At 69.6% G+C, this 20,785-nt stretch carries 20 protein-coding genes; 13 read left to right on the top strand and 7 right to left on the bottom strand.

Annotation, left to right across the window (positions count from 1 at the left end):
* From IT40_RS02400 to IT40_RS02350, 11 genes are all read left to right on the top strand, one after another.
* Window positions 1-269, top strand: a 269-nt coding sequence (locus IT40_RS02400; protein WP_036750048.1) for a 4Fe-4S dicluster domain-containing protein, incomplete at its 5' end; no start/stop codon positions are given.
* 96 nt (window positions 270-365) lie between these two features.
* Window positions 366-2,204, top strand: coding sequence for a tetratricopeptide repeat protein (locus tag IT40_RS02395; RefSeq protein ID WP_052095688.1), 1,839 nt, complete (start codon window positions 366-368; stop codon window positions 2,202-2,204).
* Between the two features lie 3 nt (window positions 2,205-2,207).
* Entirely contained in the window at window positions 2,208-3,029 is an 822-nt protein-coding gene (locus tag IT40_RS02390) for a 4-(cytidine 5'-diphospho)-2-C-methyl-D-erythritol kinase (protein ID WP_036750045.1), read from the top strand.
* Between the two features lie 30 nt (window positions 3,030-3,059).
* Complete coding sequence (locus tag IT40_RS02385; protein WP_036750042.1) at window positions 3,060-3,794, top strand: pyridoxine 5'-phosphate synthase; 735 nt, start codon at window positions 3,060-3,062, stop codon at window positions 3,792-3,794.
* Between the two features lie 48 nt (window positions 3,795-3,842).
* Window positions 3,843-4,262 carry a holo-ACP synthase gene (gene acpS / locus IT40_RS02380; RefSeq protein WP_036750039.1) on the top strand — a complete coding sequence of 140 codons (420 nt, stop codon included), beginning with the start codon at window positions 3,843-3,845 and terminating at the stop codon, window positions 4,260-4,262.
* A 49-nt stretch (window positions 4,263-4,311) separates the two neighbouring features.
* On the top strand, window positions 4,312-5,112 hold the full coding sequence (gene lepB, locus IT40_RS02375; RefSeq protein ID WP_036750036.1) for a signal peptidase I: 801 nt from the start codon (window positions 4,312-4,314) through the stop codon (window positions 5,110-5,112).
* A gap of 44 nt (window positions 5,113-5,156) precedes the next feature.
* Complete coding sequence (rnc, locus tag IT40_RS02370; protein ID WP_036750034.1) at window positions 5,157-5,846, top strand: ribonuclease III; 690 nt, start codon at window positions 5,157-5,159, stop codon at window positions 5,844-5,846.
* A complete protein-coding gene (gene era / locus IT40_RS02365) occupies window positions 5,843-6,754 on the top strand; it encodes a GTPase Era (RefSeq protein WP_036750032.1) in 912 nt (303 codons plus the stop codon). The genes rnc and era overlap by 4 nt, the downstream gene beginning before the upstream one ends.
* Before the next feature lie 8 nt (window positions 6,755-6,762).
* Window positions 6,763-7,098, top strand: a complete 336-nt coding sequence (locus IT40_RS02360; RefSeq protein ID WP_036750029.1) for a DUF1491 family protein — start codon at window positions 6,763-6,765, stop codon at window positions 7,096-7,098.
* Window positions 7,099-7,407: 309 nt separating this feature from the next.
* A complete protein-coding gene (gene gyrB, locus IT40_RS02355; protein WP_036750026.1) occupies window positions 7,408-9,846 on the top strand; it encodes a DNA topoisomerase (ATP-hydrolyzing) subunit B in 2,439 nt (812 codons plus the stop codon).
* Window positions 9,847-10,069: 223 nt separating this feature from the next.
* Window positions 10,070-10,819 carry an outer membrane protein gene (locus IT40_RS02350; RefSeq protein ID WP_243700159.1) on the top strand — a complete coding sequence of 250 codons (750 nt, stop codon included), beginning with the start codon at window positions 10,070-10,072 and terminating at the stop codon, window positions 10,817-10,819.
* A gap of 65 nt (window positions 10,820-10,884) precedes the next feature.
* Here the strand turns inward: IT40_RS02350 and pdeM are convergent, their stop codons facing one another.
* The 5 genes from pdeM to IT40_RS02325 are packed head-to-tail and all read right to left on the bottom strand — an operon-like array spanning window position 10,885 to window position 16,998.
* A complete protein-coding gene (gene pdeM / locus IT40_RS02345) occupies window positions 10,885-11,538 on the bottom strand; it encodes a ligase-associated DNA damage response endonuclease PdeM (protein ID WP_036750020.1) in 654 nt (217 codons plus the stop codon).
* Window positions 11,535-13,967: a ligase-associated DNA damage response DEXH box helicase gene (locus IT40_RS02340; protein WP_036750016.1), complete on the bottom strand. Its 2,433-nt coding sequence runs from the start codon at window positions 13,965-13,967 to the stop codon at window positions 11,535-11,537. Before IT40_RS02340 ends, pdeM begins: the two co-directional genes overlap by 4 nt.
* Complete coding sequence (locus tag IT40_RS02335; RefSeq protein WP_036750013.1) at window positions 13,964-15,508, bottom strand: cisplatin damage response ATP-dependent DNA ligase; 1,545 nt, start codon at window positions 15,506-15,508, stop codon at window positions 13,964-13,966. Before IT40_RS02335 ends, IT40_RS02340 begins: the two co-directional genes overlap by 4 nt.
* Entirely contained in the window at window positions 15,505-16,494 is a 990-nt protein-coding gene (locus IT40_RS02330; RefSeq protein WP_036750010.1) for a ligase-associated DNA damage response exonuclease, read from the bottom strand. The genes IT40_RS02335 and IT40_RS02330 overlap by 4 nt, the downstream gene beginning before the upstream one ends.
* A 30-nt stretch (window positions 16,495-16,524) precedes the next feature.
* Complete coding sequence (locus tag IT40_RS02325; protein ID WP_036750008.1) at window positions 16,525-16,998, bottom strand: Lrp/AsnC family transcriptional regulator; 474 nt, start codon at window positions 16,996-16,998, stop codon at window positions 16,525-16,527.
* 73 nt (window positions 16,999-17,071) lie between these two features.
* Here IT40_RS02325 and IT40_RS02320 point away from each other — a divergent pair, with 73 nt between their 5' ends.
* Entirely contained in the window at window positions 17,072-18,493 is a 1,422-nt protein-coding gene (locus IT40_RS02320) for an aminotransferase class V-fold PLP-dependent enzyme (protein WP_036750005.1), read from the top strand.
* Here IT40_RS02320 and IT40_RS02315 read toward each other — a convergent pair.
* On the bottom strand, window positions 18,471-19,172 hold the full coding sequence (locus tag IT40_RS02315; protein WP_036750003.1) for a helix-turn-helix transcriptional regulator: 702 nt from the start codon (window positions 19,170-19,172) through the stop codon (window positions 18,471-18,473). The two genes, IT40_RS02320 and IT40_RS02315, sit on opposite strands and share 23 nt — an antisense overlap.
* Window positions 19,173-19,232: 60 nt before the next feature.
* Here IT40_RS02315 and IT40_RS02310 point away from each other — a divergent pair, with 60 nt between their 5' ends.
* Window positions 19,233-19,826 carry a glutathione S-transferase family protein gene (locus IT40_RS02310; protein WP_036750000.1) on the top strand — a complete coding sequence of 198 codons (594 nt, stop codon included), beginning with the start codon at window positions 19,233-19,235 and terminating at the stop codon, window positions 19,824-19,826.
* Here IT40_RS02310 and IT40_RS02305 read toward each other — a convergent pair.
* Window positions 19,781-20,707, bottom strand: coding sequence for a DMT family transporter (locus IT40_RS02305; RefSeq protein ID WP_036749997.1), 927 nt, complete (start codon window positions 20,705-20,707; stop codon window positions 19,781-19,783). The two genes, IT40_RS02310 and IT40_RS02305, sit on opposite strands and share 46 nt — an antisense overlap.
* Window positions 20,708-20,785 lie beyond the last annotated feature (78 nt).

Below are 20,785 nucleotides of genomic sequence, written 5' to 3'. Positions count from 1 at the left end.
CCAACCACGAGGAAAGCCAGCCCTGCCACCTGAAGCTGAAGGATCCCACGGTGCCGATCGCGGTGAACCTGCCGCTCTATGCCGAGCCGGCGCAGCGCTACTGCCCGGCCGGGGTCTACGAGGTGCTGGAGGGCGAGGGCGGCCCGCGCTTCCAGATCAACTTCCAGAACTGCGTCCACTGCAAGACCTGCGACATCAAGGACCCCAGCCAGAACATCGACTGGACAACGCCCCAGGGCGGCGACGGGCCGAATTACCCGAATATGTGATCGCCAGGACGCCCGCCGCCGCCGCCCCGCCGTTGCCCATCGGCGCGGCGGCGGCTAGGGTCGCCTGCGCAAATCGCCGAGACATGGGCCCAAGCCGTGACCACAAGACTGATCCCGCTGGCGCTGATCGCGCTGATCGCCGCGCCGATGCCGCAGGGCACCGCCATGGCCGCACCCTCGCTTGCCCAGGCCGAAAAGCCCGAGCCCCAGAACAGCGAGCGCCCGGCGCATCGCCCGGCGGATACGGCGCCCGAGGTTCGCGGCCTCTCGGGGCCCTACCTGGCCGCGCGCATGGCCGCGATCCAGAACGACTATCCCGAAGCCGCCCGCTATTACCTCCAGGCGCTGGCCCATGACGACAGCGATCCCTTCCTGCAGGACAGCGCGCTGGTGGCGCTGATCTCGGCCGGCGAGATGGAGCGCGCCACCGCGCTTGCCGGCACCATGTCCGGCCAGGGCCGCGCCACGGAACTGGCGCGGCTGGTGCAGCGCGCCGAGATGGCACGCGCCGGGCGCTGGGACGCGCTGATCGAGGCCATCGACGCCGCCCCCTCGCCCGAAGGCGACGCCGGCACGCCCGGCGGCGGCATGCTGATCGACGGCATGATGCGGGCCTGGGCGCTGCTGGGCGCCGGAAAGGCCGGCGAGTCGCTGACCGCCTTCAAGAAAATGGCCGAATTGCGCGGCGCCGCGCCGATGGTGAACTACCACCTGGCGCTCGCCAAGGCGCGGGTCGGCGATTTCGAGGGCGCCGAGCTGCTGCTGGCCGATCCCGTCACCGGGGCGCATATCCTGGGCGTCATCGCCCGCGCCCAGGTGCTGTCGCAGCTGGAACGCAACCGCGACGCCATCGCCATGATCGAGGCGACGCCCGGCTTTGCCGAGGAGCCCTACCTGGTCGCCCTGCGCGACCGCATGGCACGGGGCGAGACGCTGCCCTTCGATTCCGCCCGCGGTCCGGCGGACGGCATGGCGCAGCTGTTCCTGACCTTCGGCTCGGTCCTGGCCACCACCGACGAGCCCGATCCGCTGGCGCTGATCCATGCCCGGCTGGCCGAATACCTGGCCCCCGACCTGGGCGAGGCGCGGCTTCTGGCGGCGCAGCTCTTGCAGGGCTTCGGCCAGTTCGACCTGGCCGAGCGCGAGTTCGAGGCCCTGCGCGAGCTGGGCGACATGCGCCCGGTCGCGGAATTGTCGCGCATCGACGCCCTGGCCCGCGCCGAGCGGCTGGGGGATGCCGAAAAGGCCGCGCTGGCGCTGACCGCCGCCCATCCCGAACTGGCCCAGGGCTGGATCGCGCTTGGCGACATGCTGCGCCAGCAGGACAAGTTCGCCCAGGCAGTCCCGGCCTATGACAAGGCGCTGGACCTGATCGGCGACGCCAGCCCCGAGGCGCGCTGGTTCCCGCTTTACGCCCGCGGCATCGCGCTGGAACGCTCGGGGCAGTTTCCCAGGGCCGAGGCGGATTTCCGCGCCGCGCTGAAGATCCGCCCCGATTCGCCGCAGGTGCTGAACTATCTGGGCTACAGCCTGGTGGACCGCAACGAAAAGCTGGACGAGGCGCTGGCGCTGATCCAGCGCGCGGTCGAGCTGCGCCCGGACGACGGTTATATCCTCGATTCGCTGGCCTGGGCCTATTTCCGCCTCGGCCGCTACCAGGAGGCGGTGGCGCCGATGGAGCGCGCGGTGGCCGCCATGGCCAGCGATTCGCTGGTCAACGACCACATGGGCGACATCTACTGGATGGTCGGCCGCAAGCGCGAGGCCGAGATCCAGTGGCACCGCGCCCTGTCGCTGAAGCCGGAAACCGAAGCCGACGCCCAACGCATCCGCATCAAGCTCGAGCGCGGCCTCGATGCGGTGCTGGAAGAGGAAACGGCAGCCGGCGGCCGGCGCCCCGAGGTCCGCGCCCCGGAACCGGCCAAGGCCGACTGACCCATGCCCCTGCCCCGGCGCGAGGCCGCGCCCGCCAAGCTGAACCTGTCCCTGCATGTGACCGGCCGCCGCGCGGACGGCTATCACCTGCTCGATTCGCTGGTGGTGTTCCTGGAGCTGGGCGACGTGGTGACGGTGGCGCCGGGGCCCTTGTCGCTCAGCCTGACCGGCCCCTTCGCCCAGGGGCTGGCGGCCGAGCCCGACAACCTGTGCCTGCGCGCCGCGCGGCTGGCCGGGCGCGAGGCGCGGATCACCCTGGAAAAGAACCTGCCGGTGGCCTCGGGCATCGGCGGCGGCTCGGCCGATGCGGCGGCGGTGCTGCGCGCGCTGGATGCCCGCCCCGAGCGGCCGGAAACGCTGGGCGCCGACCTGCCCGCCTGCCTGGCCGGCCGTCCGCTGCGGATGCGGGGCCTGGGCGAGATCCTGGTGCCGCTGCCGCCGCTGCCCCAGCTGCATGTGCTGCTGGTCAATCCCGGCCGCGGCCTGCCCACGCCCGCGGTGTTCAAGGCCCTGGCGCAGCGCGACAATCCGCCCATGCCCGAGCCCTTGCCCGATTTCCCCGACGCGCCGGCTCTGATCGCCTTCCTGCAGGAATGCCGCAACGACCTCGAGGCGCCGGCCATCGCCCTGATGCCCGAGATCGCCGATTGCCTGGCCGCAATCCGCGCGACCGGGGCGGCGCTTGCCCGCATGTCCGGCTCGGGCGCGACCTGCTTCGGGCTTTTCGCGACCGCGGCCCAGGCCCAGGCCGCCCGCGCCCGCATCGCCGGGGCAAATCCCGGCTGGTGGGTGGCGGCATCTGGACTTGCGCCGGCAAAGCACTAACCTGCCGCTGAAATCCACAAGGGGAAAACCATGCTGCGCCTTGGCGTCAACATCGACCACGTCGCCACCATCCGCAACGCCCGCGGCACGCCCTGGCCCGACCCGCTGCGCGCGGCGACGCTGGCCCAGGAGGCGGGCGCCGACGGCATCACCGCCCATCTGCGCGAGGATCGCCGCCATATCTCGGACGCGGACATCGACCGGCTGATGGCCGCGCTGAACCTGCCGCTGAACCTGGAAATGGCCGCGACGGCCGAGATGCAGGCCATCGCGCTGCGCCACCGCCCGCATGCCGTCTGCATCGTCCCCGAAAAGCGCGAGGAGCGCACGACCGAAGGCGGGCTCGACGTGGCCGGAAACGAGGCCTTCCTGGCCGATTTCATCGCGCCGCTGCGCGAGGCGGGCTGCCGGGTCTCGCTCTTCATCGGCCACGAGCCGCGCCAGGTCGAGGCCGCCGCCCGCACCGGTGCCGCAGTGGTGGAACTGCATACCGGCGCCTATTGCGACCTCGACACCGAGGGCCGGCCGGCCGAACGCGACCTGGAGCTCGAGGCGCTGCGCAAGGCCGCGGCCCAGGCGCATCTGCTGGGACTCGAGGTCCATGCCGGCCACGGCCTGACCTTCGACACGGTCGGCCCCATCGCCGCCATCCCCGAATTGCGCGAATTGAACATCGGCCATTTCCTGATCGCCGAATCGGTCTTCCTCGGCCTCGGCCCGGCCATCCGCGAAATGCGCCGGCGCATGGACGCCACCCGCGCCTGATTTCTCCGTTGCCCAAATACCCATGTCACCACAGGACCAACCAGGCGCATGATTCTCGGCATAGGCTCGGACCTTTGCAACATCGACCGCATCGCCGGGGTGCTCGCGCGCCACGGCGACCGCTTCCGCCGGCGGGTCTTTACCGAACGCGAACTGGCGCTGGCCGCGCGGCGCCGGCAAGAGGCCGCGACGCTCGCCAAGCGTTGGGCGGCCAAGGAGGCCTGCTCCAAGGCGCTGGGAACCGGGCTCGCCATGGGGATCGCCTGGCGCGACATGGCGGTCAGGAACCTTGCGACCGGCCAGCCGACCATGGAGCTGACCGGCTGGGCGGCCGAGCGGCTGGCGGCGATGACGCCCCCCGGCCACCGCGCGCATGTGCACGTGACGCTGACCGACGACCATCCCTGGGCGCAGGCCCTGGTGGTGATCGAGGCGCTTCCGGATGACGGCAGGGCAGGCACGGCTTGACTTTGCCGCCCCCCGCGCCCCATGAACGCGCGACTTGCCGATGAAGGGAATGGCATCCATGGCCAAAAGCGAAGCCCGCAAGGATGGCGGCATCTGGGAAACCGTCAAGACCATCTTCTGGGCGCTGGTGATCGCGGGCGTGTTCCGCACCCTGTTCTTCCAGCCGTTCTGGATTCCCTCGGGCAGCATGAAGGACACGCTGCTGATCGGCGACTTCCTGTTCGTGAACAAGATGGCCTATGGCTATTCGCGGGTGTCCTGCCCCTTCGCGATCTGCCCGATCTCGGGCCGCATCCTGGGCTCCGAGCCCGAGCGCGGCGATGTCGTGGTCTTTCGCCACCCGACGCGGGGCGACGATTTCATCAAGCGGGTGATCGGCCTGCCCGGCGACCGCATCCAGATGAGGAACGGCGTGCTGTGGATCAACGGGCAGGAGGTGCCGCAGCAGCCCGCCGGCACCTTCACCGAACCCTATGCCCCGCAGGGCCCGCAGCAAAGCCTGCCGAAATGCCGCAACGAGCCGGTCCCCGAGGGCGCCGCCTGCGAAAAGGACCGCCACACCGAGACGCTGCCCAACGGGCGCACGCATGACGTGCTGAACATCTTCGACAACGGACCGGGCGACAATACCGCCGAGTTCACCGTGCCCGAGGGGAACTACTTCTTCCTGGGCGACAACCGCGACAATTCCGGCGACTCGCGCTGGCCGGCGGCGGTGGGCGGCGTCGGCATGGTGCCGGCGGAATACCTGATCGGGCGCGCCGACCGGATCATGTTCTCCTCGGCCGGCAAGTCGCTGCTGTATTTCTGGACCTGGCGGGCGGACCGGTTCCTGAAGGCCGTGGACTAAGGGAAGAATTGCCGCGGCGCCCCGCGCCGTGGCAGGATCGCGACATGAAGATTTCCGCAGACCTGCGCGCATTCTCGGAACGGCTGGGGCACGAATTCTCGCGCCCCGACCTGCTGCGCCGCGCCCTGACCCATGGCTCGATCGCCAGCGCCACCCGGCCCGACAACCAGCGGCTGGAATTCCTGGGCGACCGCGTGCTGGGCCTGACCATCGCCGAGGCGCTGTTCTCGGCCGACCACGCCGCGACCGAAGGCCAGCTTGCGCCGCGCTACAACACGCTGGTCAAGGGCGAGACCTGCGCCGCCGTCGCCCGCGAGATCGGGCTGGGCGAGGTGCTGAAACTCGGCCGCTCCGAGATGCTGTCGGGCGGCCGGCGCAAGGAGGCGCTGCTGGCCGATGCGATGGAGGCGGTGATCGCCGCCGTCTACCTGGATGCCGGCTTCGAGACGGCGCGCGGGGTGGTCCTGGCCCTTTGGGCCGGGCGGCTGGCCAATGTCCAGACCGACGCCCGCGACGCCAAGACCGCGCTTCAGGAATGGGCGCAGGCGCAGGGCATGAGCCCGCCGCGCTATATCCAGACCGCGCGCAGCGGCCCCGACCATGCGCCGGAATTCCAGATCACCGTCCGGCTGGACGACGGCCGCGAGGCCGCCGCCAGCGGCAGGGGCACCAAACGCAGCATCGAGCAGGCCGCCGCCAGCGCCATGCTGGAACAGATCGAAAGAACGCCATGACCCAGACACGCGCGGGCTTCGTCGCCCTGATCGGCGAGCCGAATGCCGGGAAATCCACGCTGCTGAACCGGATGGTCGGGGCCAAGGTCTCGATCGTGACGCATAAGGTGCAGACCACCCGCGCCCGCATCCGCGGCATCGCCATGCAGGGGGACAGCCAGATCGTCTTCGTCGACACGCCCGGCATCTTTCGCCCGCGCCGCAGGCTCGACCGCTCGATGGTCAAGGCGGCCTGGGGGGGCGCGGCCGATGCCGATGTGATCCTGCTCTTGATCGAGGCGCATCGCGGGCTGACCGACGGCGCGCAGGCGATCATCGACAACCTGCGCCAGCATGCCGGCCAGACCCCGGTGGCGCTGGTCATCAACAAGATCGACCGGGTGAAGTCCGAGGCGCTGCTGGCGCTGTCGCAACAGTTGAATGCCGCCTTCGACTTTACCCGCACCTTCATGATCTCGGCCGAAAAGGGCTATGGCTGCGACGACCTGCTGGACTGGCTGGCGCAGGAAGTGCCCGAGGGGCCGTGGCTCTACCCCGAGGACCAGGTGGCCGACCTGCCGATGCGCATGATCGCCGCCGAGATCACCCGCGAAAAGCTGACCCTGCGCCTGCACGAGGAAATCCCCTATCAGCTGACGGTGGAAACCGAGAAATGGGAAGAGCGCAAGGACGGCTCGGCCCGCGTGGACCAGATCGTCTATGTCGCCCGCCCCGGCCACAAGGGCATCGTCCTGGGCAAGGGCGGCGAGACGATCAAGGCCATCGGCCAGGCGGCGCGGGCCGAGCTGGCCGAGTTCATGGGCCGCCCGGTCCACCTGTTCCTGCAGGTGAAGGTGCGCGAGAACTGGCTGGACGAGGCCGAGCGCTATAACGAGATGGGCCTCGATTTCCGCGACGGCGATGCCTGAGGCACCCGATGCCTGAGCCGCGCCTGGCCGCCGGCGTCTGGGTCGCGGCCTATCTGCGCCGGCTGGGGCTGGCCGGCCTCCCGGCCTATGTCACCCGGCATGGCGACGACACCGCTGGCAGCGTGATGGTGAAATGCGCCACGCTGGACGGCCGGGCGAGCCTGTGGATCCGGGAATGGGATTTCGAGACCGACCGGCGGGCCTGGCTGCAGCTGAACGAGGCCGAGGAGCGCGAGATCGACGCCGGGATCGCCCGCAACATCGCCCGCGACCCCGACCTGTGGGTGATCGAGATCGAGAGCCGCGACGGCCGGACCCTGCTGGAGGAGGACGGGCTGGCTTGAACCGGCCTGGGTCTCGCCGAGAGGGTGGCAGGCCGGACGGGGCGGGGCACATTGCGCGCCGGGCGGGAGTATTTGGGAAACGGTGAAAGCCCAAGGACAAGGCGGCGGGCGGAGCGCCTGGCGGGGCGGGCGGCATGGGTATTTGGGGAACGAAGAAGCCGGAGGTTTCGCGCCGGATGGCCGGGCGCGCGGCGCGGCGGGCATGGCGGGGCGCCGGCCGGTGGGAAGCCGCTAAATCTTGTGGCTTTCCCGTGACATTCCGTGCGGCGCACACTATAAGATGCGAGTCCAAGGCAGGATAAGAAGACAATGACCGAACCCGCCCCCCAGACCTCCGACTACGGCGCCGATTCCATCAAGGTTCTCAAGGGCCTGGAAGCCGTGCGCAAGCGTCCCGGCATGTATATCGGCGATACCGACGACGGCTCGGGCCTGCATCACATGGTCTATGAGGTCGTGGACAACGGCATCGACGAGGCGCTGGCCGGACATGCCGATTTCGTGCGGGTGAGGATTCACGCCGACAGCAGCGTCTCGGTGCGCGACAACGGCCGCGGCATCCCGGTGGACATGCACCCGACCGAAGGGGTCAGCGCGGCCGAGGTCATCATGACCCAGCTGCATGCCGGCGGCAAGTTCGACCAGAACAGCTACAAGGTCTCGGGCGGGTTGCACGGCGTCGGCGTCTCGGTCGTCAACGCGCTGTCGGACTGGCTGGAGCTGCGCATCTGGCGTAACGGCAAGGAACATTACGCCCGCTTCGAGAACGGCGACACCGTCGAGCACCTGCGCGTGGTCGGCGATGCCGAGCCGGGCGAGAAGGGCACCGAGGTGCGTTTCCTGGCCTCGTCCAAGGAGGACCGGGCGGACGGCACCTTCTCGAACCGCGACTTCAGCTATAAGGTGCTGGAGAACCGGCTGCGGGAGCTGGCCTTCCTGAACTCGGGCGTGCGCATCATCCTGGAGGACGAGCGCCATGCCGAACCGCTGCGGACCGAGCTTTTCTATGAAGGCGGCGTGCGGGAATTCGTGAAGTTCATCGACCGCTCGAAAACCCCGGTCATGCCCGAGCCGATCTTCATCACCGGCGAGCGCGGCGGCATCGGCATCGAGGTGGCGATGTGGTGGAACGACAGCTACCACGAGACCGTGCTGCCCTTTACCAACAATATCCCGCAGCGCGACGGCGGCACGCATCTGGCCGGCTTCCGCGGCGCGCTGACCCGCGTCATCAACAATTACGCGCAGACCAATGCCCAGGCGCGCAAGGAAAAGGTCGATTTCACCGGCGACGACGCGCGCGAGGGGCTGACCTGCGTGCTGTCGGTGAAGGTGCCGGACCCGAAATTCTCGAGCCAGACCAAGGACAAGCTGGTCTCCTCGGAGGTGCGTCCCGCGGTCGAGGGGCTGGTGGGCGAGAAGCTGGCCGAATGGTTCGAGGAAAACCCGGCCGAGGCGAAATCCATCCTGGGCAAGATCGTCGAGGCGGCGCTGGCGCGCGAGGCGGCGCGCAAGGCGCGCGAGTTGACGCGCCGCAAGACCGCGATGGACGTGGCCAGCCTGCCCGGAAAGCTGGCCGATTGCCAGGAAAAGGATCCGGCGTTGTCGGAACTGTTCATCGTCGAGGGCGACTCGGCCGGCGGGTCCGCCAAGCAGGGCCGCTCGCGCCAGAACCAGGCGGTGCTGCCCTTGCGCGGCAAGATCCTGAACGTGGAGCGGGCGCGCTTCGACCGGATGCTGTCGAGCGACCAGATCGGCACGCTGATCACCGCGCTGGGGACCGGCATCGGCCGGGACGAGTTCAACCTGGGCAAGCTGCGCTACCACAAGATCGTCATCATGACCGATGCCGACGTGGACGGCGCGCATATCCGCACGCTTCTGCTGACCTTCTTCTTCCGGCAGATGCCCGAGCTGATCGAGGCGGGGCATCTCTATATCGCGCAGCCGCCGCTCTACAAGGTCAGCCGCGGCCGGTCCGAGGTCTATCTGAAGGACGAGGCGGCGCTTGAGGACTACCTGATCGAGCAGGGCATCGACGGCGCCAGCCTGCGGCTGGGCAATGGCGAGACCCTGACCGGCGCCGACCTGGCCCGCGTGGTCGAGGAGGCGCGCACCGTGCGCCGCATCCTGCGCGCCTATCCGACGCATTACCCGCCCCATATCACCGAGCAGGCCGCCATCGCCGGCGCGCTGGTCCAGGGCCGGGTCGATGCCGATGCGCAGGGCGTGGCCAATGCCGTGGCCCAGCGGCTGGACCTGATCGCCGAGGAATACGAGCGCGGCTGGACCGGCCGCCCGACCCAGGATGCCGGCATCCGCCTGACCCGGCTGCTGCGGGGCGTCGAGGAAAGCCGCACCCTGGACGGCCCGATGCTGCGCAGCGCCGAAAGCCGGCGGCTGGGCGCCATGACCGATGCGCTGCACGAGGTCTATGGCCAGCCGGCGCAGCTGATCCGCAAGGATCGCGGCACTCCGATCCACGGCCCGATGAGCCTGCTGCAAGCCATCTTCCTGGAGGGCGAAAAGGGCCTGTCGCTGCAACGCTACAAGGGCCTGGGCGAGATGAACCCCGAGCAGCTTTGGGAAACCACGCTGGACCCGGCGGCGCGCACCATGCTGCAGGTGCGGGTCGAGGATCTGGGCGAGGCCGACGACATCTTCACCAAGCTGATGGGCGATGTGGTCGAACCGCGCCGCGATTTCATCCAGCAGAACGCCCTGAGCGTAGAGAATCTGGACATATAAGGCTTAATGGTGCCAATGGCGCCACAAGCCCCTTAAATTTTACACGATCTTTAGTTTTATTGTTGCTATCATGTCGCGATCTGCGCCACAAAACGGCGGCGCCTTCAGGCGCCGCTTGCGGCCTTCCGACCGCAGGCCGAGTTGTTAATTGATTTTGATGCCGGGGATTTTGGACCTTCTATAGGCATCACGCATAGGAGATGTGGACATGTGCGCTGTTCGGATGAACGCCCTTCACGCCACTGCGGCCGCCGCCTCGCTGACGCTGGCCGCCGCTTTGGCCGCGAATGCGGGAGGTTTTACACCGCCGATCGTTGACAGCGGCGTCACAGACCCGATCGTCGAAGTCCCCGCCGGTGAATGGGCCGGCGGCTATGCCGGTGTGACGCTGGGCTATGCCTTCGGCGAGGGCGAATACGTGGGCTTCACCGAGATCCCAGGCGGCTATCTGGGCACCGCCGGCAAGCTTGAGCTTAGCGGCGCCAATGCCGGGCTGCGCATCGGCTATCGCTGGCAGCGCAACCGCTGGGTGTTCGGCCCGGAACTGGGCTTTGAAGGCGGCAATATCGACGACGTGCTGACCTATGACAACGCATACGACGGCTCGACCGATGTGTCCTCCAAGGTCAAGAGCGTCCTGGCCCTGCGCGTCAAGACCGGCTATGTGGTTCAACCCGACCTGCTGGTCTATGGCGTGGCAGGCCTTGCCAGGGCCGATATCGAGTATCGGGTCGCTGCCACGGATGACGCAGGCGGTTCCTTCAGCGACGAGGCGAATTACAAGCAGAGCGGCTATATCCTGGGCCTTGGCGTCGAAAAGAAGCTGAACGATCGCATGTCGGTAACGGGCGAATATGAATATGCCAACTTCGGCAAATCCACGCGCACCTTCACTCTCAATAGTGAAACGGCATCGACTCAGGCCACCCCCGACTATCACAACCTGAAACTGGGCCTGAACTTCAAGTTCTGACCCCGAACGCTTGATCCGGCTCCACGGACGGGAAAGGGTCGCCCTGGGCGGCTCTTTTTCGTTTCTCACGACCGTCGGCGGCCCAACGGCAGCGGGATGGCGCGGGCGCCGCAAGCGATGGCCAGCCCCTGCGGCACCAGCGCCGCTAGCGCCGGATCGTCCTGCAAAAGCCCGCCGGTATAGGCACCGAAGGCCGGCAGCAGCAGGTGATCGCCGCCCAGCAGGAAGGCGCGCCTCCGCTCTCCGGCCAGCCGCACGGCGGGGTGGAAATGGCCCGATATGTCCGGCCCCTGCCCCGCCTGGTGCCGTAGCGTGACCCGGCCCAGCCGCAGGCTGTCCGCCGCCCGGCCCGGCAGGCCCGCGGGCGCGCCGGGATCGTGGTTGCCGCCGATCCAGACCCAGTCCCGCCCCTGCGCCAGCCGGGCCAGGGCGCCGGCAACCAGCGGGTCCAGCGCCTCGGCCGCCGCCAGGTCGTCGAAACCGTCGCCCAGGCTGACCACCACCCGCGGGTCCAGCGCCGCGATTTCGGCCGCCAGCCGCTCCAGCGTCGCCAGCCCCTCATAGGGCGGCAGCAGCGGGCCGCCGCGCCGGGCCATGCGCTCGGACTTGCCCAGGTGCAGGTCGGCCACGACCAGCCAGCCGCCCGCCCCCCACCACAGCACGCCCGAGGCTTGCGCCTCCAGCCGCAAGCCATGGAAATCAAAGACGTATCCGCTCATGCGATCCCTTCCAGCCCGGCGTCGCGCATCAGTGCCTCGGCCTCGATTTGCGCCAGCCGCTCGCGGCCCTCGCCGCGGATCGGCACCCGGCCGACCTCCAGCAGCAAGGGCGCGGCCATGGGCGAGACGCGGTCCAGCATCCGATGCTCGCGCCGGGGCGAGCGGTCCAGCATCTCCTCGATCCGGCCGAAATCGACAAGGCCCCGCCCCGCCTCCTCGGCGGTGATGCGCAGCATCAGGTGGCCGGGGTCGTATTTGCGCAGGGTGTCGTAAAGGATGTCGCTGGAGAATGTCGCCTGCCGCCCGCTCTTGCGTTGGCCGGGCATGTTGCGCTGGATCAGCCCGGCGACGGTGGCGACATTGCGGAAGGTGCGCTTCATCACCGCATTCCCGCCCAGCCAGTCGCCCAGGCCCGCCCGCAGCCGCGCCCGGTCCAGCAGCGGCGCGGGATCGCGCAGCGGGTCCAGCGACCAGACCAGCAGCGCGTAATCGGTCGACAGGAAACCCAGCGGGCCCAGCCCCTCCTCCTCCATCTCGCGCGTGAGCAGCAGGCCCAGCGTCTGCAAGGCATTGCGACCGGCGAAACCGTAAAGCGCGAAATGCCACAGCCCGGCATGGGGAAAGCTTTCGGACAGCAGCAGCCCCGGTTCCGGCAGGACCGAGACCTCGGCCTGCAAGCCCAGCCAGTCCCGCGTCTGCGCGGGCAAGGCATCGTGCCGCGACGGATCGCCGATCAGCGCCAGCACCCGATGCGAAAGCTGCGTGGACATGGCCAGCTTGACGCCGGAATAGACCGCGATCTTGGGCTGCCGCGTCGGGTCGGGCGTGACCTCGATCACCATCTCGCGCATCGCATCCATGCGCACCACCCGCCCGCCGATCAGGAAGCTGTCGCCCGGCGTCAGGCTGGCGGCAAAGGCTTCCTCGACCTCGCCCAGGGGCGCGCCGCCGCGGCCGCGCAGGCGGACCTTCATCATCTCGGCCTCGACGATGGTGCCGACATTCATGCGCAGCAGCTTCGCCGCCCGCGCGTCGCGCAGATGCCACAGGCCCCCGCGCAGCATCAGCCGCTGCCAGCGGTCATAGGCGCGCAGGGCATAGCCCCCGGTCGCGGCGAAATCCAGGCAGGCGTCGAAATCGGCGCGGGAAAGCCCGCGATAGGGGCCGGCGGTGGCGACCTCGGCATAAAGCGCATCGGCGTCGAAGGGTGCGGCGCAGGCAGTCAACAGGATATGCTGGCACAGCACATCGAGCGGCCCCGGCCCGCGCGGATCGCCATCCAGGTCGCGCGCCCGCACCGCCTCCAGCGCGGCGACGCATTCGATCTGCTCGAAACGGTTCGCCGGCACGATCCGCGCCTTCGAGGGCGCATTATAGCGATGGTTCGCCCGACCGATGCGCTGCACCAGCCGCTTGACGTTCTTGGGCGCACCGACCTGGATCACCAGGTCCACCGCGCCCCAGTCGATGCCCAGGTCCAGGCTGCCGGTCGCGACCACGGCACGCAATTCGCCCGCCGCCATCGCCGCCTCGACCCGCGCCCGCTGCTCGCGCGCCAGGCTGCCGTGGTGCAACCCGATGGGCAGGTTCTCGTCATTCGCAGCCCAAAGCGCCTGGAAGAACAGCTCGGCCTGGGCGCGGGTATTGATGAAGATGATGGTGGTGCGCGCAGCCTTCACCGCCGCCAGCACCTCGGGGATGGCATGATGCCCGCCGCCACCGGACCAGGGCGCGTGCCGCACGGTGGCCAGCATGGCGATGTCGGGATCGGGGCCGGGATCGGCCTCGACCACCGTGACCGGCGCGGCGCCTGCCATGAACCCGGCCAGCGCCTGCGGATCCTCGACCGTCGCCGACAGGCCCGTCACCCGCAGCCCCGGCGACAAGGCCCGCAACCGCGCCAGGCCCAGCATCAGCTGGTCGCCGCGCTTGCTTTCCGCCAGGGCGTGCAATTCGTCCAGCACCACCCGGCGCAATCCGCCAAAGATCGCCGGCGCCTCGGGATAGCTCAGCATCAGGGCCAGGCTCTCGGGCGTGGTCAGCAGGATCTCGGGCGGATCGACGCGCTGGCGCCGGCGCTGGCTCTGCCCGGTGTCGCCGGTCCGGTCCTCGACCCGCACCCCCAGCCCCAGTTCGGCCACCGGCCGTGCCAGGTTGCGGCCGATGTCGGCAGTCAATGCCTTCAGCGGCGAGACGTAAAGCGTATGCAGCCCGCCCCGCGCCGCTTCTCTGTTGCCCAAATACCCATCCGGCCGCGCCACCTGCGCCAGTTCCACCAGCGAGGGCAGGAACCCCGCCAGCGTCTTGCCGCCGCCGGTCGGCGCGATCAGCAGGCTGTCGCCCGTCGCCGCCAGCAGCGCCAGCTGATGCGGATGCGGCTGCCAGCCCTGGCGCGCGAACCAGTCCTGGAACGCGGGCGGCAGGATCACAGCATCGCCTCGAGCGTTTCCAGCCGGTCCGCCTCGGCCGCCGGCTTGTCCCAGCGGATGCGGCTGATGCGGGGAAAGCGCATGGCCACGCCCGAACGATGCCGGGCCGAGCGGTTCAGCCCCTCGAAGGCCACCTCGACCACCAGCTTCGGCGCCAGCGCCCGCACCGGCCCGTAACGCTCGACGGTGTTCTGGCGCACGAAACGGTCCAGCTCGCGCAGCTCGGCATCGGTAAAGCCGAAATAGGCCTTGCCGACCGGCACCAGTTCACCGCCATCCCACAGGCCAAAAGTGAAGTCGGAGTGAAAGCCCGAGCGCTTGCCATGGCCGCGCTGCGCATAGATCAGCACCGCGTCCACCACCATCGGGTCGCGCTTCCACTTGAACCAGGGCCCGCGCGGCCGGCCGGCGACATAGGCGCTGTCGCGGCGCTTGACCATCACCCCCTCGATCACCGCCGCGGGCGGCTCGGCGCGCAGCGCGGCCAGGTCTTCCCAGGTGGCGAAGTCCAACAGCGGCGAGATGTCGATGCGGGCGCCAAAATCCACCGCCTCCAGCACCCTGCGGCGCGCCTCCAGCGGCTCGGCACGCAGGTCGCGGCCATCCCACAGCAGCAGGTCGTAAAGCCGCAAGCCCGCCGGGTGGCTGGCCAGCAGGCCCTTGCCGACGGTCTTGCGGTTCAGCCGCTTCTGCAACTCGCCGAAGGGCGCGACCTCGCCCTCGCGGCGCACGATCAGCTCACCATCGGCGCTGCCGTGGAAATCCATCGCCTCCATCACGTCGGGAAAGGCGTGCGAGATGTCCTCGCCGGTGCGGGAATAAAGCCGCCGCATGCCGCCTTCGGCCACCGCCTGCACGCGGATGCCGTCCCATTTCCATTCCGCGAAATAATCGCCGGGCTCCAGCGCCCGCAATTCGTCCAGGTCGGTCGGCGTCGACAGCATCACCGGGCGAAACGGCGCCAGCGCCGCGCTTTCCGGCCGCGCCCCACCGCCCAGCCAGCCGAACAGCGGCGCATAGGGCGGCGTAAGCCCGTGCCAGATCTCCTCGATCTCGGGGACCGAGGGCACGCCCATCGCCGCCAGCGCCATCCGCGCCATGCGGGCCGAGACGCCTACGCGCAGATTGCCGGTGGCGAGCTTCAGGAAGGCCAGCCGCTCGGACGGGCCCAGCCGGTCCAGCATCGCGGCGATGGCGCCGGGCAGCGCCGCCTTGCCGGTGCCCTGCAACAAGGCCACCGCCTGGGACAGCGAGGGGTCGTCCTCGGCCCCCTCGGGCCAGACCAGCGCGATGGTCTCGGCCAGGTCGCCGACGAAATCATAGCTCAGCGCCAGAAGCTCGGCGTCCACCCGCTCGGCCGCCAGGGCCCGCAGAAGCGAAGGCGTGACCCGGCGCAACGCCAGATCGCCGGTCAGCGCCGCCAGGGCCCAGCCGCGATCCGGGTCCGGCGTGCGTTCCAGATAGTGCTGCAAAAGCTGCAGCTTGGCATTGCGCGCCGGCGTGAAGGCCAGCCGTTCCAGCAGGGCGGCAAAACCCTTCATTCCGCCTCGTCCTCGTAGCCGACCAGCCGCAGCGGCCGGGCGGGGATCTGCGCCAGTTCGCACCAGCGCATCACGCCCTCTTCGGCGCCATGCGTGACCCAGACCTCGGACGGCGCCAGTTCAGCCAGCGTGCCGGTCAGCGCCGGCCAGTCGACATGGTCGCTGATGACCAGCGGCAGTTCGACCCCGCGCTGCCGCGCCCGCGCCCGCACTGCCATCCACCCCGAGGCAAAGCCGATCACCGGGTCGCGAAAGCGCTGCACCCAGGGGCTGGCGAATGCCGAGGGCGGGGCGATCACCAGCTGCGCCGCCACATCCTCGGCCGTGGCGGGCACCAGCGCGCCCAGGTCGATGCCGCGGGAGGTGTAGAAATCGCACAGCGCCTTCAGCGCGCCATGGATGGCGATGGGCGCGTCATAGCCGGCCTCGCGCAGCAGCGCGATGACATGCTGCGCCTTGCCCAGCGCATAGGCGCCGACCAGGTGCGGGCGGTCGGGAAACTCGGCCATGCTGGCCAGCAGCTTGGCCACCTGCGTCGAGGGCTCGGGAAAGCGGAACACCGGCAGGCCGAAGGTCGCCTCGGTCACGAAGACGTCGCAGGGCACCGGCTGGAAGGGCGCGCAGGTCGGGTTCGGCTGGCGCGCGTAATCGCCCGAGACGACGATGCGACAACCGCCGGCCTCGACCGAGATCTGGCTCGATCCCAGCACATGACCGGCCGGGTGGAAGCCGACGGTGACGCCGCCGATGCGCGTCTCGGCCTCGGCCAGCTGGGTCGCGCCGGCAAAGCCGTCGCCCATGCGCAGCCGCATGATCTCCAGCGTCTCGGCCGTGGCCATGACCGCGCCATGGCCGAAACGGGCGTGGTCGGAATGGCCATGGGTGATCAGCGCGCGCTCGACCGGACGCAGCGGGTCGATGTGAAAGCCGCCCTCGGGGCAGAAAAGGCCGGCTTCGGTCGGGAACAGGATGGAATCGGCGCGCATGACCCGAAGATGTAGAACATTTCGTGAAAATCAAGCCGGCGCCAGCGGCCGACCCTCGAAGATCGTCTCCATCGAGAAAACGCCGGTGACGCGTTCCAGATCCATGTCCGCGATCAGTTGCTTGTAAAGCGCGTCATAACCCGCCATGCCGCCCACCACCGCCTTGGCCATATAGTCCCATTCGCCGCCGATGCGGTGGAACTCGGTGATCTGCGGCAGCGATTCGATGCGGGCGCGAAAGCGCCGCGCCCAGGCGTCGTCATGATGGCGGGTGCGGATCATGACAAAGACCGTCAGCCCCAGCCCCAGCGCCGCCGCGTCGATGACGGCGCGGCTGCCTTGCAGCACGCCGGCCTCGGTCAGCCGCTGCAGGCGCCGCCAGCAGGCGTTCTGCGACAGGCCCACCCGCTCGGCCAGCTCGCGCTGCGACAGGCCGGCATCGCGTTGCAGCAGCGCCAGCAGGCGGTTGTCGATTTCGTCGATGGAAAAGGCTTTGTCGTTCATTTGACAACCGATCAGTGAGATACTGGCAGATATTCAGAATGATTTCTCGCCAGCGGCGGGTCAAGATGCGCGCATGAAGACGAGGAATCCGATGCCGCCTTTCGACAGCTATCTCGCCCGGCTGGGCGACGACCCGATGCAGGTGATCCATGACGGCGTGATCGGCCGCGACGCGATGATCGACGGCCCCTTCGGGCCGCGCCGTATGATCTATGCCGATTACATCGCCTCGGGCCGGGCGCTGCGGCCCATCGAGGACTGGGTGATGGAGAACGTCCTGCCCTGGTATGCCAACAGCCATACCGAGGCCAGCTATTGCGGCGGCACCATGACGCGGATGCGCCGCGCGGCGCGCGAGGCGATCGGCTTTTGCACCCATGCCGGGGCGGAACATGCGGTGATCTTCACCGGCTCGGGCGCGACGCAGGGCATCAACCGGCTGGTGCATCTCATGGCCGCCGGGCCGGGAACGACGGTGCTGATCGGGCCTTACGAGCATCACTCGAACATCCTGCCCTGGCGCGAAAGCGGGGCCGAGGTGGTGACGATCCCCGAGGCCGCGACGGGCGGGCCGGACCTGGCGGCGCTGCGGCAGGCGCTGGCGCGCGCGGGCGGCCCGGTGATCGGCAGCTTCTCGGCCGCCTCGAACGTCACCGGCACGCTGACCGACATGGCCGAGGTCACGCGCATCCTGAAGGCGGCGGGGGCCAGGGTGGTCTGGGACCAGGCCGGCGGCGCGCCCTATCTGCCCATCGACATGCGGCTGGGCATGGATGCGGTGGCGATCTCGCCGCACAAGTTCATCGGCGGGCCGGGCGCCTCGGGCGTCCTGATCCTGCGCCGCGACGCGGTGCTGGCCGGTCGCCCCACCCTGCCCGGCGGCGGCACGGTGCGCTTCGTCTCGCCCCAGGGCCACGATTATGCGCCGTCGCTGGAGGCGCGCGAGGAAGGCGGCACCCCGAACGTGATCGGCGACATCCGCGCTGCGCTGGTCTTCCTGACCAAGGCCGCCGTGGGGCAGGACACCATCGACGCGCGCAATGCCGAATGGCTGGCGCTGGGGATGGCGCGGCTGCGGAACCATCCGCGGATCGAGCTGCTGGGCAACCCGGACGCGCCGCGCCTGCCCTTCTTCAGCTTCCGCATCCGCGACGGGCGGGGCGGCTTTGTCCATCAGCAGCTGGCGACGCGGATGCTGTCGGACCTTTACGGCGTGCAGGCGCGCGGCGGCTGCGCCTGCGCCGGGCCCTATGTCCATCACCTGCTGGGGCTGGGCCCCGAGGATTCGGCCCGGCTGCGCGCCGCGATCCTGGCCGGGGACGAGATCGAGAAGCCAGGCTTCGTGCGGCTGAACCTGTGCTGGGCGGCCCCGCGCGCCGAGGTCCAGGCGATCCTGGATGCCGTCTGCGACCTGGCCGACCACGCGGCCGACCACCTGGCGCATTACCGCTGCGACCGCACCACCGCGATCTTCACCCCGGTTGCGGCCGCCTAGCGCAGGGGCGCGAGATATAGTCCCGCACCAGGGCCACCCGGCGCGGGCGAAAGCTGGTGCCGCCGGGACGCATGGCCCGGATGCGCGGCACGTGAAAGGTGCGGAAATCCTGCCGCAGCGTGCAATGCGCCAGCAGCATCATGTGGTTGTCGCTGTAGCTAAGGCCCAAGGGCCAGATCTCGCGCGTCGTGGCGGCGTCCTGCAGGTCGAGATAGTCGATGACCAGGCTGCGCTCTTCCCACAGCGCCTCGCGCAGCAGCGCCATGTCCACCTGCGGGCTGGGACGCTGCGCCGGTTCGCGAAACAGGCGCATGGTGGTGTGCATGGCGTGCCGGCCCTGGCTTTCGGGCAGGGTGGCGATGATGCGGGCCAGCGCATCCTCGCCCGCGCGGGTCAGTTCGGGATCGCCCAGCGTGCGCAGGCCCGAGACGGCCAGCAGCAGTGCCTCGATCTCCAGCCGCGAAAAGCTTTGCGGCGGCAGGGCCGGGTCTTCGGTCAGCGCATAGCCCAGCCCCGCCTCGCCGTCGATCAGCGCGCCGCCGGCGCGCAGCGTGGCGATGTCGCGGTAAAGCTGGCGGCGCGAGACGCCGGTCTCCTCGGCCAGCCGCGCGGCCGTCACCGGCGCGGGCAGGCGGCGCAGCGCATCCATCAGGCGCATCAGCCGGTCGGTGCGGGACATGCTGTCACCTTCTGTCAGGGGCCCTGCGCCATTCTGCCCCCGTCAACACAGGAGGCCAAGATGCCGACCCTATACCACGCCCCGAAAAGCCGCTCGTCGAGCATCCTTGCCCTGCTGGACGAGTTGGGCATCCTCGACAAGGTCGAGATCCGCCAGGTCACGATCCCGCGCCAGGACGGCTCGGGCGGGCGCGACCCGGCGAACCCGCATCCCGAGGGCAAGGTGCCCTATCTGGTCGATGGCGAGGATCACCTGCGCGAACGCGGCGCCATCATCCTGTATCTGACCGACATGTTCCCCGAGGCGGGGCTGGGCCCGCTGCCGGGCGATCCCAGGCGCGGCCAGTATCTGAGCTGGCTCAGCTGGTATCAGGGCGTGCTGGAGCCGGTGGCGATCCTGAACTTCTTCAAGATCCAACATCCGGCGCTGGAGGCGACCTTCCGCGACTACGACACCGCGATCCGGCGGCTGGACGAGGTGCTGGGCCAGCAGCCCTGGCTGCTGGGCGACCGCTTCTCGGGCGCCGACCTGCTGATCGCCAGCCCCTTCCTGTTCTTTGGCGAGGGGATGCCGCGCACGCCCGCCATCGACGACTGGGCGCGGCGGGTTCAGTCGCGCCCCTCGATGGCGCGGGCGGCGGAACTGGACGGCTGAGGCGCCGCCGCGGCGGCGGGCAGCTTGGCCAGCTGCACCATCAGGATGCCCGCCGCCACGATCAGCGCGCCGATCACGTCCGAGGCGCCGAACCGCTCGCCCAGCAAAGCGGCGGCGATGGCGACGCCGAAGATCGGCGACAGGAAATGAAAGGTCGCCGCCCGCACCGCGCCGATGCGGTTGACCAGCCGGAACCACAGCCAGGTCGCGCCGATGCCCGGCGCGATCACCGTATAGGCAAAGGCCCAAAGCAGGCCCGCGCTCCATTCCACCGGGCGGCCCCATTCCATCAGCATGGCCGGGACCAGCAGCAGGCCGGCGCCGACCGCCATCTGCAGCCCGACGATCATCATCATGTTGCGGCTGCCCCCGGCCCCGCGCGCCGCCAGCGTGGCAAAGGTCAGCGCCACCATGCCGATCAGGCACAGGATCACCCCCGGCACGTCCAGCCCGTGCCGGAGCCGCACCCCCATGATCAGCGTGACGCCGGCCACCCCCGCGACCAGCCCGGCCACGGCGATGGGGCGCAGCCGCTCGGCATAGAGCAGCCAGCCCAGGAAGGCCACGGCCAGCGGCATCATCGAGGCGATGATAGCCGAGACGGATGCCTCGACATATTGCATCGCGACCCAGCTGAAGCCCAGGTAAAGCGCGTTCTGGCACAGGCCGAACAGGACCACCGTGCGCCATTCGGCCCGGCTGAGGCGCCAGTTCTGGCCCATGGCGCGGGCCAGCGGGATCGCAACCATGGCAGACAGGCCGAAGCGGATGACCAGCGCGGTCAGCGGCGGCGCGGCCGTGACGATCATGCGCGTCGAGGTAAAGGCCGAGGCCCAGACGACCGCAAAGCCGAAGCCCATCAGAATGGCCCTGAAATCCATGTCGCCCCCCTGCCCGCACCCCCATGGGCTAGCAGATGGGCCGGCGGGCGCAAGGGCCGGAAACGACAGAAGCCGCGC

This window comes from Paracoccus versutus (genome assembly GCF_000763885.1).
Taxonomy (GTDB): Bacteria; Pseudomonadota; Alphaproteobacteria; order Rhodobacterales; family Rhodobacteraceae; genus Paracoccus; species Paracoccus versutus.
This window is presented reverse-complemented; position numbering and strand designations above follow the sequence as displayed.

Excerpts from the sequence above, each read along its gene's own strand:
- IT40_RS02390 (WP_036750045.1), top strand. The coding sequence starts at position 2,208 with ATGCCCCTGCCCCGGCGCGAGGCCGCGCCCGCCAAGCTGAACCTGTCC.
- IT40_RS02385 (WP_036750042.1), top strand. The coding sequence starts at position 3,060 with ATGCTGCGCCTTGGCGTCAACATCGACCACGTCGCCACCATCCGCAAC.
- acpS (WP_036750039.1), top strand. The coding sequence starts at position 3,843 with ATGATTCTCGGCATAGGCTCGGACCTTTGCAACATCGACCGCATCGCC.
- lepB (WP_036750036.1), top strand. The coding sequence starts at position 4,312 with ATGGCATCCATGGCCAAAAGCGAAGCCCGCAAGGATGGCGGCATCTGG.
- rnc (WP_036750034.1), top strand. The coding sequence starts at position 5,157 with ATGAAGATTTCCGCAGACCTGCGCGCATTCTCGGAACGGCTGGGGCAC.
- era (WP_036750032.1), top strand. The coding sequence starts at position 5,843 with ATGACCCAGACACGCGCGGGCTTCGTCGCCCTGATCGGCGAGCCGAAT.
- IT40_RS02360 (WP_036750029.1), top strand. The coding sequence starts at position 6,763 with ATGCCTGAGCCGCGCCTGGCCGCCGGCGTCTGGGTCGCGGCCTATCTG.
- gyrB (WP_036750026.1), top strand. The coding sequence starts at position 7,408 with ATGACCGAACCCGCCCCCCAGACCTCCGACTACGGCGCCGATTCCATC.
- IT40_RS02350 (WP_243700159.1), top strand. The coding sequence starts at position 10,070 with ATGAACGCCCTTCACGCCACTGCGGCCGCCGCCTCGCTGACGCTGGCC.
- pdeM (WP_036750020.1), bottom strand. The coding sequence starts at position 11,538 with ATGAGCGGATACGTCTTTGATTTCCATGGCTTGCGGCTGGAGGCGCAA.
- IT40_RS02335 (WP_036750013.1), bottom strand. The coding sequence starts at position 15,508 with ATGAAGGGTTTTGCCGCCCTGCTGGAACGGCTGGCCTTCACGCCGGCG.
- IT40_RS02330 (WP_036750010.1), bottom strand. The coding sequence starts at position 16,494 with ATGCGCGCCGATTCCATCCTGTTCCCGACCGAAGCCGGCCTTTTCTGC.
- IT40_RS02325 (WP_036750008.1), bottom strand. The coding sequence starts at position 16,998 with ATGAACGACAAAGCCTTTTCCATCGACGAAATCGACAACCGCCTGCTG.
- IT40_RS02320 (WP_036750005.1), top strand. The coding sequence starts at position 17,072 with ATGAAGACGAGGAATCCGATGCCGCCTTTCGACAGCTATCTCGCCCGG.
- IT40_RS02315 (WP_036750003.1), bottom strand. The coding sequence starts at position 19,172 with ATGTCCCGCACCGACCGGCTGATGCGCCTGATGGATGCGCTGCGCCGC.
- IT40_RS02310 (WP_036750000.1), top strand. The coding sequence starts at position 19,233 with ATGCCGACCCTATACCACGCCCCGAAAAGCCGCTCGTCGAGCATCCTT.
- IT40_RS02305 (WP_036749997.1), bottom strand. The coding sequence starts at position 20,707 with ATGGATTTCAGGGCCATTCTGATGGGCTTCGGCTTTGCGGTCGTCTGG.